The 12,963-nt window shown below is 42.1% G+C and carries 9 protein-coding genes; 3 read left to right on the plus strand and 6 right to left on the minus strand.

What is annotated here, in order from left to right; all coding sequences use genetic code 11:
• The first annotated feature begins 434 nt into the window (after window positions 1-434).
• Together ID12_RS14110 and ID12_RS14115 are read left to right on the plus strand one after the other, a co-directional pair.
• Window positions 435-1,631, plus strand: coding sequence for a cytochrome P450 (locus ID12_RS14110; protein ID WP_017367421.1), 1,197 nt, complete (start codon window positions 435-437; stop codon window positions 1,629-1,631).
• Window positions 1,632-1,748: 117 nt separating this feature from the next.
• A complete protein-coding gene (locus ID12_RS14115) occupies window positions 1,749-3,788 on the plus strand; it encodes a molybdopterin oxidoreductase family protein (protein ID WP_025207482.1) in 2,040 nt (679 codons plus the stop codon).
• 46 nt (window positions 3,789-3,834) lie between these two features.
• On the opposite strand, the gene ID12_RS14120 is transcribed toward ID12_RS14115, so the two are convergent.
• The 3 genes from ID12_RS14120 to xylA form a co-directional block, all read right to left on the minus strand.
• On the minus strand, window positions 3,835-4,521 hold the full coding sequence (locus tag ID12_RS14120) for a glycoside hydrolase family 11 protein (protein WP_007500674.1): 687 nt from the start codon (window positions 4,519-4,521) through the stop codon (window positions 3,835-3,837).
• Between the two features lie 94 nt (window positions 4,522-4,615).
• The gene (gene xylB / locus ID12_RS14125; protein ID WP_025207483.1) at window positions 4,616-6,109 is read right to left on the minus strand and encodes a xylulokinase; all 1,494 of its coding nucleotides are present in this window, start codon (window positions 6,107-6,109) and stop codon (window positions 4,616-4,618) included.
• Window positions 6,110-6,142: 33 nt separating this feature from the next.
• Window positions 6,143-7,480, minus strand: a complete 1,338-nt coding sequence (gene xylA, locus ID12_RS14130) for a xylose isomerase (RefSeq protein ID WP_017367424.1) — start codon at window positions 7,478-7,480, stop codon at window positions 6,143-6,145.
• A gap of 213 nt (window positions 7,481-7,693) precedes the next feature.
• Here xylA and xylR point away from each other — a divergent pair, with 213 nt between their 5' ends.
• Window positions 7,694-8,854, plus strand: coding sequence for a transcriptional repressor XylR (xylR, locus tag ID12_RS14135; protein WP_025207484.1), 1,161 nt, complete (start codon window positions 7,694-7,696; stop codon window positions 8,852-8,854).
• Between the two features lie 46 nt (window positions 8,855-8,900).
• Here the strand turns inward: xylR and ID12_RS14140 are convergent, their stop codons facing one another.
• From ID12_RS14140 to csaA, 3 genes are all read right to left on the minus strand, one after another.
• Complete coding sequence (locus ID12_RS14140; protein WP_050827297.1) at window positions 8,901-10,508, minus strand: glycoside hydrolase family 43 protein; 1,608 nt, start codon at window positions 10,506-10,508, stop codon at window positions 8,901-8,903.
• A gap of 24 nt (window positions 10,509-10,532) precedes the next feature.
• Window positions 10,533-11,924 carry a glycoside-pentoside-hexuronide (GPH):cation symporter gene (locus tag ID12_RS14145; RefSeq protein ID WP_007500679.1) on the minus strand — a complete coding sequence of 464 codons (1,392 nt, stop codon included), beginning with the start codon at window positions 11,922-11,924 and terminating at the stop codon, window positions 10,533-10,535.
• 517 nt (window positions 11,925-12,441) lie between these two features.
• Complete coding sequence (gene csaA / locus ID12_RS14150; protein ID WP_017367427.1) at window positions 12,442-12,774, minus strand: chaperone CsaA; 333 nt, start codon at window positions 12,772-12,774, stop codon at window positions 12,442-12,444.
• Window positions 12,775-12,963: the final 189 nt, after the last annotated feature.

Below are 12,963 nucleotides of genomic sequence, written 5' to 3' on the forward strand. Positions count from 1 at the left end.
ATGATATTGATCCTCTCCCTTGTTCGCTTTTTGTTCGTGTTTTTCGCACGTTAGTTATCGTAACATGATGAGAAATCGTGTCAAGAAAGAGCCAGCGCTTTTCAAAAGTCCCGAATGCGCGCTGAACAGCTTGCGGTATGTATGTTAGCCGTGTTTTTTTAAATCATCAATTTAGATCAAAAGAACTATACAGATTTGAATCATAGTACCCTTTCGTTCGACTGAATTCACCATTTTATTTTTGGTTTCGGTGACTTCAATTCTAGTTTTTAGAAAGCGCTATCATTTTTGATGACTTTCTATTTTCCTATAGGATGAATGTGTTTGAATCTTTCGATTAGACTATTGACATATTTTAGAAAACATGTCCGTTGAAATGCGTTTTTCGTGGTGATACCGTGAAAGGGAAATCAAGTGAAAAAGGAGCGTTCATAATGAAAGTAAAAGAAAATTACGTCAATGTCATCCCAATGAAAGAAATCCGATCTACTGATGACCTTCTTTTCCCATTCCCTATCTACAATGAATTACGATCGCAGGGTGATATTCGATACGATGAAACGAGAAAGTGCTGGGATCTCTTTCGATATGCTGATATTCAGTCTGTTCTGAAGCAGCCAAAAGTGTTTTCATCACAGCGAGGAAGAAGCACATCTAAAACGAGTATTTTAACAATGGACCCTCCAAAACATACCAAAATGAGAGCACTCGTCAATAAAGCCTTCACGCCAAAAGCGATCAAACAAATAGAAGAAAAGATCAAAGACTTGACCCATGATCTATTACATCAAGTAAAGGATCAACGGACCTTCGATATTGTGCAAGATCTGGCCGCTCCCCTACCTGTCATGATCATCGCCGAGCTTCTTGGTGCAGAAATGAAAGACAGAGAGCTGATCAAAAAACATTCAGATGCTCTAGTTGCAGGAGCCAAAGATGATTCAAAAGAAGCTGTTCAAGCCGTTGTCGACATGCAAAAACAAGCAGAAAAAGAGCTGTCAGCGTACTTTGCTCATTTGATCCAAAAACGAAAAGAAACGCCAGCCGATGATTTAATCTCCCTACTCATCCAAGCGGAAATTGACGGTGAGCGTTTATCAGAAAATGAACTACTTGGCTTTTGTATACTCTTACTCGTTGCTGGTAATGAAACAACAACGAATTTAATCACAAATGCCGTACGTCTTTTAACAGAGCAGCAGCATATCGCCGAATCAGTGCGGCAAGACCTGTCTCTCATTCCTCAATTGACGGAGGAAACGCTGCGCTATTATCCGCCTGTTCAAGCGATTGGGCGAGTTGCAGCAGAGGATGTTCAGATTGCCGGTTCTCACATTGAAAAAGGAGACTATATCATCAGCTGGGTGGCATCTGCGAATCGTGATGAACGAAAATTTGAAGATCCAGATACGTTTCGTCTTGACAGAAAATCAAATCCACATTTGAGCTTTGGCTTCGGCATCCATTTTTGTCTTGGTGCCCCTCTCGCCCGGCTTGAGGCTCATCTAGCACTTGAGATTTTACTTCGTACGTTTCGAGAAATCACCTGTGCGGCAGATCAGCTGAAACCAATTCAAAGCACGTTTGTGTTTGGGGTCAAAGAATTCCCTGTGCAGGTCACCCGTTTTTAAAGTCCCTTTCATTAGGGGCTTTTTTTCATATGCTTATCCTTACCTTCCTCGTCTGAACATGCTAAAATAAAGTCCATATGTACAGTGATCACGGAATTCGGAAAGGAAGCTAAACGTATGACCGATTACACAGCAATGAAAGACGGAATATTCAAATCAGTTTGTTCGTTAGATTGCCCTGACCAGTGCGGTCTTTTAATCCATAAAGAGAACGGAAAGATCGTTAAAGTTCAAGGAGACCCAGATCATCCAGTCACTCAAGGAAACATTTGCAATAAAGTGCGGAATGTCACAGCTCGTTTATATGATGAAAAACGTCTGACAACGCCATTAAAACGTGTAGGTCAAAAAGGTGACCGGCAGTTTGCACCAATTACGTGGGAAGAAGCGATTGAAACCATTCGTCAAAAATGGACAAAGCTGATCGAAGAAAAAGGACCAGAAAGCATTTTGCCTTACAGCTTCTATGGGAATATGGGGAATCTTAATGCAGAAGGAATGGACCGCCGCTTTTTCTATCGACTTGGCTCAAGTCAGCTAGACCGAACCATTTGTCAGTCAGCCGGAACAACAGGCTATAAATATACAATGGGCGCAAGCATCGGGACAGACCCAGAAGAGACCATTCACACGAAACTATTTATCTTTTGGGGCATCAATGCGGTTTCAACCAATATGCATCAAATCACGTTGGCACAAAAAGCTCGAAAGCAAGGGGCTAAAATTGTCGTCATTGATGTGCACAAAAACCAAACGGGCCGGATGGCAGATTGGTTCATTCCGCTTCGCCCTGGCACTGACAGTGCGCTAGCTCTTGGGATCATGCATGTCCTTTTTAAAGAAGACCGCACAGATGCGTCATTTTTAGAGACTTACACGGTCGGTCACAATGAACTTCGCGAGCATGTGAAGCAGTATGATCCAGAAACGGTTGAACAAATCACGGGTGTCCCGAAAGAAGACATCATCACACTTGCGAGAATGTACGCAGAGACAACGCCGTCTCTCATTCGTATTGGCAACGGGCTACAGCATCACGATAATGGCGGCATGAGTATTCGAACCATCTCCTGTCTCCCTGCCCTCACCGGTCAATGGCTGCACAAAGGCGGCGGTGCGATGAAATCGAACTCTTCTTTTCTTAGTTATAATGAAATCGCTCTTCAGCGACCGGAATTATTAAAGGAACGCGAACCTAGAACATTTAATATGAATCAGCTGGGCAGCGTGCTAACGAACGCAGAACCTTCTATTGATTCTCTTTTTGTCTACTCTTGCAACCCGGCTGTTGTGACACCTGAAGCAAATAAAGTAAGAGACGGTTTGATGCGGGAAGACTTATTTACGGTTGTCCATGACTTGTTCATGACAGAGACAGCCTCTTATGCGGATATTGTTCTGCCAGCGACCTCTGCCTTTGAAAACGAGGATTTTTATACTTCTTACTGGCATCATTACATTCAAATTCAAGAACCTGTTATAGAACGTTATGGAGAAAGCAAATCAAACACAGAAGTGTTTCGTCTTTTGGCTCATGCGATGGGCTTTGAAGATGAAACCTTTAAAGACACAGATGCGGAACTAATGGAACAAGCTCTTCATCATCCTGAAAATCCGCATTATGAAAACATTTCATATCAAGCGTTAAAAGAGAAAAAGTGGATCAAAGCAAAACGAGGGCCTTTCGAAGATTTAAAGCTCCCTACCCCAAGCGGGAAAATTGAGCTTTACTCTGAACAAATGAAAAAAGATGGATATCCAGCCCTTCCAACCTATGTACCTTTATTCAAGGAAAGTGATTATCCACTAACGTTTATACCGGGACCAAACCATAATTTTCTTAATTCCACCTTCTCTCTTCATGAGAAGCATCAAAAGCTAGAGAAATTTCCGAAGCTTCATATGAATGAACAAGATGCAAAAGAAAGACAGATTGAAGATGGGGACATGGTTCGTGTGCTGAATCATCGAGGAGAATGCGAGCTGATCGTGTCAGTCGGACAAAATGTGTTATCTGGTGTTGTTGTCAGCCAGGGATTATGGGCAGACCAAAAAGGCAAAAAACATTTGGTGAATGGCCTCACACCTGATCGCTTGGCAGATATGGGCGGCGGTGCGACGTTCTTTTCCGGCAGAGTCGAAGTTGAAAAATTATGATAGAAAAAGCCAGGAGTTTTGCTCCCGGCTCTTTTCTTTGACTTTTTTAGTTGCCAATAAACAGCTGATTGGTCATCACATTTGCACTTCCGCTGCTTTGGTAGCCTTCTACAGTAAATGCCGTTTCATACATTTTCCCCATTGGCATCCCTAAGCTTTCCCATTTTCTAAAATGCGCACTGACGGAGACCGTTCCGCTTGTACGTTTCGTTTGACGTACACTCCAATATTGCTTGAAGGTTGCGATCCCGATAATGGAAGGCTGATTGACACGGGTTGTTTCATAAATGTCATATGTGCCTCCATCAGCATAAAATGATCCTTTATACGCTCCTGTTGGACGATATGTGCCCCATGAATCAACAATGTAGTATTCTGCTAATGGAGATTGTGTCCAGCCATAGACACATAGATAGGAATTCCCGCCTGGGTTAAAACTTGCGTTGTAATTGATGGAGATGTTGCCAAGCTGATGGTGAGTTCTAGTGGAATCAAACTTTTTCCCTTTTCTAAATAAAGCATTTCCGATATTGTTCCAGCCTGCACTAAATGCCCCGCCGTTATTGAGTGTCATCGAGGTGTTTCCATAATCCTTCCATAATTCATAATCGTACCCGCTATGGTTACCCATTTCATTATTCGTAATGGTTCTCGCATGGGCTGGTACAGCCGTCAGTATAAGCGTCAGTCCAATACACATCACAAACAACAGTCTTAATTTTCTCAAATTCATCGTCCATTCCTCTCCTTTTTCATCCTTTTAATTCTGTCATCTCTAAGATGAAATGAATTCATCACCTCCTTTCATGCCCCTACTCACTACTAGATTATCGATACTGTGCTAGACCCGCATGAATGTCTCTTGTGTTTGTATAAATGCTTTGATACAAACGAAAGAGATGATCATATACATCGACATGCTGTTGATTTGGTGTCAATACGGCCGCTTGATGGATAAACTGATCCGCGCACGCCTCAAGTGACTCGTACCAGCCGCATCCAACTGCTGCAAGCATCGCTGCACCTAATGCGGGCCCTTGCTCATTTTCAAGCTGTATCACCTCAGCTTGAAAAATGTCTGCCTGCATTTGAAGCCATGTATGACTTCTCGCACCTCCACCAATAGACACGATGGAATCAATGCTTTTTCCCGCGTGCCTGAATAAAGCGATCGATTCATTTAATGAAAAAGTGATTCCTTCAAGCACAGCTCTAACCATATGCGCTTTTTCATGCCGGCTGTCTAATCCAATGAAGCTTCCACGAATGACTGAATCTGCATGAGGCGTTCTTTCCCCAACTAAATATGGCGTAAATAGCAATCCATTTGCGCCAGGCGCTATATCCTTTGCTCCGGCTAAAAGGTCTTTAAACGAATCATTTGGAGCAAGTAAAGATTTAATCCAATCGAGGCTATAACCTGCTGACAAAGTGACTCCCATTGTATAAAAAGCGTCTTTTTTTGCATGATGGAACAAATGCAAGTTTCCATTCAGCTCTCTGTTATGATTTTCTTCATAGGAAAGAATGACACCTGATGTGCCAATGCTGCATAGTGTGTGACCTGATGATAAAATGCCGGCACCAATGGCACCGCAAGCATTATCCGCTCCACCCGCAAAAACCTTCACATCTTCTGTCATCCCGGTTGCCTTTGCGATCTGTGGCAAGAGTGTTCCAACCTCCGCCTCCGACGAAACGAGCGGCGGGCAAATACGAAGCGGAATATCAAAGGTTTTGCAAATCTCCTCACTCCATGTTTGTTCTCCAATATCCAACAGTAACGTACCAGCCGCATCAGAATAGTCCATATGAATAGCGCCGGTTAATCGATATCTGACATAATCTTTTGGAAGTAAAAACAAATGGATTCGTTGATCAATTTCTGGTTCGTGTTCCTTTACCCATAACAACTTTGGCAGTGTAAATCCTTCTAACGCCTGGTTTTTTGTGATCGCTTGCAGCCTGCCTCCTAGCTTTTCTGTCATGCGCACGCATTGCGGTGTTGTTCTTGTGTCATTCCACAAGATGGCAGGCCTGAGCACTTGAAGGAATTCATCTAATAAAACAAGTCCGTGCATTTGTCCAGAAAAACTGATGCCTTCTACTTGCCTTGACTGAACAGGCTTTCTCTCCATAAGTTCTGTCATCGCGGCAATCGTCTGCTCTACCCAGTCTTCAGGATTTTGCTCACAATAACCTGGTTTGCTTTGAATGAGGCGGTAAGATTTAGTCGTCTCGCAGCATACCTTCCCGCTCTCATCTACTAATATCGCTTTAACTCCGCTCGTTCCAAGATCAATTCCCATCACATACTTCATGTGTTCACTCCTTCAAAACATCAGCCCGCTCCATTAATCTTCTAACAAATATTGATTCAATCTGGCTTTCAGCTGTTCCTCTCTGCCAGATTCGTTTCTGATGAGCGGATGTTTCAGTGCATATTCTTCTAATGTATGAAAGTTTGCCTTTCCTTCTGAAATCTCCCGTCCAATTCCTTCAGAAAAACTGCGGTACCGGTGCTTGATCACATCTTCAAACACACGGTCTTCTATGAGTCTATGAGCCACCCGCAGCCCTTTTGCGAATGCATCCATCCCCGCAATATGGGCATACAGAAGATCTTCCAGTTCAAAGGAGGCTCTTCTGACTTTTGCATCAAAATTGAGACCGCCTGTTCCAAGTCCGCCATTTTGCAAAATTTCATACATGGCGAGTGTTGTGGCATATAAATCCGTTGGGAATTCATCTGTGTCCCATCCTAGAAGGGAGTTTCCTTGGTTGGCATCAACGGAACCGAGCAGTCCATGAATTCTTGCTACACGCAGCTCATGCTCAAACGTATGACCCGCTAATGTCGCATGATTGGCCTCGATATTTAATTTAAAGTGTATATCCAATCCATATTGTTTTAAAAAGGCGATCGATGTCGCTGCATCCGTATCATATTGATGAGTTGTCGGTTCCTTCGGCTTTGGCTCAATTAAAAATTGACCTGTAAATCCAATTTCTTTTGCATAATCGACCGCCATATGCAAAAAGGTCGCCAAATGGTCAAGCTCTCTTTTCATATCTGTATTCAGCAGTGTGTCGTAACCTTCTCGTCCTCCCCAGAAAACATAATTTTCTGCGCCGAGTTCCTTTGCTGTTTCGATGCCCTTTTTCACTTGTGCTGCTGCATAGGCAAATACATCTGCATGACAGGATGTCGCTGCACCGTGAACAAATCTTGGATGCTTAAACATATTAGCCGTGTTCCATAGAAGACGAACCCCGCTTTGCTGCATGTAATCTTTCATTCTTTCTATGATGATGTCTAACTGTTGATTGGTCTCTTGAAGCGTGTCGCCCTCTGGTGCAATATCACGGTCATGGAATGAAAAATACGGGACATCCAATAGATCAAAGAGCTGAAAAGCCACTTCCAATCTAGCCTTCGCCAAATCCATTCCACTATAAGAATCCCATGCCCTTTTCATCGTGCCAGTTCCAAACATGTCTGTTCCATCGGCAGTCAATGTATGCCAATAAGCGACGGAGAATCGCAGGTGATCTTTCATTGATTTTCCGCCAATCATTTCGCTCGGATTATAATATTTAAATGCGAATGGGTTCTTTGAATGTTTTCCTTCATATTGAATGTTGCCAATCCCTTGTAAACTACTTAACGAAGTCATATTTGATTTGACCATAAGTGATTCCCCCTATATATTCACTTAGTAAGTTGATTCAACAAACAAATGAACGAGTTGACCAACTAATCTCTTTGAATTTTCCATATTTTTTAGTTTTTTAGAAATATTTTCGTTATAATAAAGTGAAAAGCATGTTTTATAGAGAATGAACTCGACAAAAAATGGCTTTTCTTCACTTAATCTAAAGACGAAACAAATGGAGTGGATACAATGGATATTGCGGATCAAAACTTTGTGAAAAAAATAAATCAAAAGCTATTGCTAAACGAAATTCTGCACCATGCACCAATTTCCAGAGCAAAATTATCTGAACGCACTGGGTTAAATAAATCGACCGTTTCTTCTCAAGTGAGTACATTAATGAAAGAACATCTTGTTTATGAAATCGGTCAAGGCGAATCTAGCGGCGGAAGAAGACCCGTGCTTCTCATGTTTAATAAACGTGCAGGTTACTCTATCGGCATTGATGTCGGTGTTGATTATGTCAACGGCATTTTAACAGACCTTGAAGGGTCGATGATTCATAATGAGCAGCTCAAGCTCCCATCCAGCACACCTGATGTGACCGTCCGTATTTTAATTGAATTGATTCAGCAGTTACGTTCACACATTCCTTCTTCTCCATACGGGCTGATTGGTATAGGGATTTGTATACCTGGTCTGGTCGATGCAGATGAACAAATTGTGTTTACGCCTCATTCAAAATGGAAAAATGTCGATCTAAAAACAAGTCTCCAAGACACATTCCAAGTACCGGTTTTTATCGAGAATGAAGCAAATGCCGGTGCATACGGTGAAAAAATCTTTGGTGCTGCTAAACATTATGACCATCTGATCTATGCAAGTATCGGCACTGGTATTGGAATAGGCATCATTATCAATCATCATTTATATAGAGGTACAAACGGTTTTTCTGGTGAAATGGGACATATGACGATCGACTTTAATGGACCGACATGTAGCTGCGGAAATCGTGGTTGCTGGGAACTGTATGCATCTGAGAAAGCACTGTTCCAATCGCTCCAAACAGATGATCAGCCATTCACCTATCAAGATATTGAGCGGCTGGCGAAGTTAAATGATATGAAAACACTCAATGCCTTGCGTAACTTTGGCTTTTACATTGGGGTAGGTCTCACAAACGTTCTGCATACCTTCAACCCACAAGCCGTTATTTTACGAAACAAGGTCATTGAATCTGAGCAGGCCGTTCTAAGTGTCATTCAAGATGAAGTATCCTCTAGAATGGATGCACAATTCAGCTCACGGGTGGAGCTGCTTCCTTCATCATTAGGACAAAACGCACCAGCCTTAGGGATGACATCTCTTGTCACTGAAGCTTTTTTGCGTGATGTCACGCCTTCACCATAATGGAATACATGTTAAAGAGAGACAGCCTTTAGAGTGTTGTCTTTTTTTATTCAGTTGTTTCTTCGTATCGAAAATACTTAAAATCGGCAGGCAGACGTTCGCCGCTTGTGTCTTGGCACTGCATTCCGACAAAAGCCCCTGTAAAGAACCCCCCTCCTCGAATAAAATCATCTGATAAATGAGTCGATTCAAGCGGTACATCTATTTTTTCCCACTCTTGTTGATCAAAAGAATAAGAATACGTGTACGTCTCTTTCTGAACGGTCACTTTTAAATACACATACGGAATCTCGTCTGGGATGATGATTTTTTTAATTAGCGGCTGAGAAAAGGCCAGATTTTCACACACAGATAATTCAAGGATACGGCCAAGCGCCTCGTCATAAGTCACCTGAAGTGCAGTCCAATTTTCCGTATTATAATAATTCACAAGTCCTGCCGCTTGCTGAAAGTTTTTCGGAAAGAAGGAAACCGCTGTCTCTGCTTCAAAATAAAAGCTTTGCCAGCGCCTCGCAACAAATGCTTGGGTAAATTTAGACGTTAAAGATTCCTGCCCATACAGCCTTAAATGATGAGGATTTTCCGTCACTGAACCAATCTGATCCGTAAATGGGATTCTTAATGTTTGAAAATGTCTATTTAACGATGAATCTTTAAATTCATCGACTATGTGATAGGTTGGAGAGAACTCTTTTACGCTCATCGCAGGCGCTTCAACCTCTAGGAGCCCCTCTTTTCCGCCTACCACATACGGCCAGCCATCTTTCCATTCAAGCTTTTGTATGGCTGTCTCTCTTCCTAAAGGACACCAGCCTCTTTGCTGAAAAATGGATTCCTTACTTGAATGAATTGGGCGGCCAGTCAGATGAGCCAAATACCATTCATTTGTATGCGTTTGTACAATGGAAGCATGCCCGCATTTTTGTAGTGGATGGCTAGGCGCATGAAAAGCCGTTAAAATTGGGTTGTCAGGATGAACCTCGTACGGCCCATCAATACGCGAGGAACGGGCGATTGTGGCTGCATGTTCGTAACGTGTTCCCCCTTCAGCTGTTAATAAATAATAGACATCATTGATGTAATAAAGATGCGGGGCTTCTGTCAGTTTGATTGGCGTGCCTTTAAAAATGACCTTCCGCTCACCGACCAGTTTTTTTTCAGATACACTATATTCCTGCAAGGCTATACCTGCAAAGGAGTGATGTTTTTCTCGATGGTCCCACAGCATATTCAACACGTATTTCTTTCCGCTTGGATCATGGAACAAGGAAGGATCAAACCCAGAACTATTGAGTCGAATCGGATCGCTCCACTCGCCATCTACTGCATCAGCTGTGACCAAATAATTATGACCATCCTTAAACGGACCATCTACTACTTTAATATCTGAATAGATGAGCCAAAACTGACCATCCGCATAACTTAAACACGGCGCCCAAACCCCGCCGGAATCAGGATTTCCTTTCATATCAAGTTGAGAAATTTTTTGCAAGGGACGCGCGGCGAGCCGCCAGTGGACGAGATCCTTTGAGTGATAAATTTGCACCCCCGGGAACCATTCAAATGTAGAAACCGCCATGTAATAGTCCTCTCCCGCACGGCAAATACTTGGGTCAGGGTTAAACCCTTTGAGCACTGGATTGGTAATGTTCATTGAATTTCCTCCTCTTTCAGAGAGCTACATTTTAAAGTCGTCCATATGATCGATATACACCTTGTCTCTATTCTCAAGCTCTCGTATGACTTTTTTATGTTTTTCTTCATCTAGGTTATAAAAATTAATATCAACCATCGCTAAAATGAGTAAGCATACAGGAATCACCGTTGTCGTGATTAAAATGCCCAGTAAAGCTTCTGGTGTTTGCACTTGATTTGCAATATAACCAAATCGGTCAAGGACAAGCCCTGGAACGATGCCGCCTAAGGCCATCCCAAATTTAAAGAAGAAGCCAATCACTGCGTAGATCAGTCCACCCATTCTTTTCCCTGTTTTATATTCGCCATATTCAACGGTTTCAGGAATGAGTGCCCACATGTAAGCACCTGCTGTAATACTCCCTGCAGCCGCAACGAGCCTGAAAATAAGTATTAAAGTGATTTGACTCGGCGGGATCACAAGTAAGGCAAGAAGGCCTACAATATTCAGCAATAATGAATAATTCAGCAGCTTTTTCTTTCCTAACAACTTGTGTAGCTTAGGGATAAACGGCAACACCATTAAAGCTGGCAGACTGCCAATCAGGCCGTACCACTTCACTAAATCCTCTCTGCCGAGGTTATACGTCACATAATAGATCCCGACTGAGTTGCTGATCGAGTTCACACCAAAGATAATGATAAAGAAAATGCTTAACACAACAAGCGGACGATTCACTCGTAACTGGACAAAGAGATCACTGAACTTGATCTTTTCCTCTGGCTTTTGAAGCGTGACGCGCTCATTCGTACTTTTAAAACAGAAAATCAGTAATCCGCCCCCAAGTACGCCGAGAAATGCCATCGTGATCTGCCAGCCAAGTGCTGTATTTCCTGTTGTATCACTCAAAAACGTCGCAAGAAACGGAACAAAAAAAGCAACAACTAAACCACCGAGATTTGCAAAAAGCATACGAACAGACGTAATACTGACGACCTCTTGGTTATTTCTTGTCATTGCGGAAGTTAAAGCACCATAAGGAACATTGATGAACGTGTATGTAAGCGATAAACCAACATACGTGATGTACGCATAAATGAGTTTTCCCATTTCGGAAAAATCCGGTGTCGTAAAACAAAGAATGGCAAGAACGGCAAAAGGTAACGCACCAAATAACAAATAAGGTCTAAACCGGCCAAAACGGCTGTTCGTTCGGTCAACCATCGCCCCAATAAACGGATCTGCAAGCGCATCGATGGCCCGAACCACCAAAAACATCGTCCCTGCTGCTGCTGCTGATAATCCATACACATCCGTATAAAAAAATAATAGATACGTAGAGACAGTTGCATAAATTAAATTACATGCGAAATCTCCTGAAGCATACCCCACTTTTTCAGACATACGAATCTTCTTTAAATTCTCACTCACCATGAGTTTTCTCCCTTCTTCACTTAGCCTCTTCTAACGGACAGATGGTGCAGGGCAGCAGCAATCAATAGGTCGAAAATAAAGCGCTTTCAATTCGTTGTAAAAATGAAGCTGAACAGCTCTTTCTTTCAGCTTAGCCCACATAGCAGCAAATCATGTGCTTTAAACAATAGATCAATAGATGATCGCCATCTTAGTTTATCGATTAAACAAACTAAGATGAATTCATTTTATAAAATATGATCTGACTTTTCAATATTTTTCGAAAAAATAATCCAAATAATTGATTTCTTGTCATTTTTTCTATGATATGAGGAGATGAACCTTCTTTTTATCTTCCAAAAACAAAGAGAACTCAAATAATGGTTGCATTCATACCAATCCCATGCTATATTAATCAAGCGATGAGCTGAATTGTGTAAGTCGGGTAACACGTCTCTTTGAGACACACACGAATGTGGCGTGTGGTTATTCCGCCTCAATACGCAAAAGACATCTTCTGATGAAGATGTCTTTTTTCTTACCCTATTTTGGTGCCATTTTCAACCGGCTCATCTGTGGCAAGCAAAACAACGTCTTCTTTTGACGGCATGCCTCCTAAGACAAGCACCTCTGATTTAAACCCGGCAATTCTTCTTGGCGGGAAATTGACCACTGCAATAATTTGTTTCCCAGTGAGATTCTCAGCCTGATATCGTTTTGTCAGCTGTGCACTAGATTGTTTTATGCCAATCTCATCCCCAAAGTCAATCTTCAGCTTGAAAGCAGGCACTCTCGCTTCTGCAAAGAACTCTGCTTCTACTATCGTCCCAACACGAATGTCTAACGCTAAAAACTGTTCAATATCTGCCATTAGAATCTCTCTCCCTTTCAATCTTTCATAAAAAAGGTCACATTTTTCTTCTGCTAGATGACCACTTGTTTTCCACTAATTTCTTAATTGTAGCACACCCTACTCTTCTAAAAGAAAGGGTTAAAAAGCCTATTGATTGAAAATCCTTTTTAGTTTACATAATCATTTTATAGTAGTCTATTAAATGTT

The organism is Bacillus altitudinis (assembly GCF_001191605.1).
Classification (GTDB): Bacteria; Bacillota; Bacilli; order Bacillales; family Bacillaceae; genus Bacillus; species Bacillus altitudinis.

What these genes read in the sequence shown, in the direction of transcription:
- ID12_RS14110 (WP_017367421.1), top strand. Translation starts at nt 435, where the DNA reads ATGAAAGTAAAAGAAAATTACGTCAATGTCATCCCAATGAAAGAAATC.
- ID12_RS14115 (WP_025207482.1), top strand. Translation starts at nt 1,749, where the DNA reads ATGACCGATTACACAGCAATGAAAGACGGAATATTCAAATCAGTTTGT.
- ID12_RS14120 (WP_007500674.1), bottom strand. Translation starts at nt 4,521, where the DNA reads ATGAATTTGAGAAAATTAAGACTGTTGTTTGTGATGTGTATTGGACTG.
- xylB (WP_025207483.1), bottom strand. Translation starts at nt 6,109, where the DNA reads ATGAAGTATGTGATGGGAATTGATCTTGGAACGAGCGGAGTTAAAGCG.
- xylA (WP_017367424.1), bottom strand. Translation starts at nt 7,480, where the DNA reads ATGGTCAAATCAAATATGACTTCGTTAAGTAGTTTACAAGGGATTGGC.
- xylR (WP_025207484.1), top strand. Translation starts at nt 7,694, where the DNA reads ATGGATATTGCGGATCAAAACTTTGTGAAAAAAATAAATCAAAAGCTA.
- ID12_RS14140 (WP_050827297.1), bottom strand. Translation starts at nt 10,508, where the DNA reads ATGAACATTACCAATCCAGTGCTCAAAGGGTTTAACCCTGACCCAAGT.
- ID12_RS14145 (WP_007500679.1), bottom strand. Translation starts at nt 11,924, where the DNA reads ATGGTGAGTGAGAATTTAAAGAAGATTCGTATGTCTGAAAAAGTGGGG.
- csaA (WP_017367427.1), bottom strand. Translation starts at nt 12,774, where the DNA reads ATGGCAGATATTGAACAGTTTTTAGCGTTAGACATTCGTGTTGGGACG.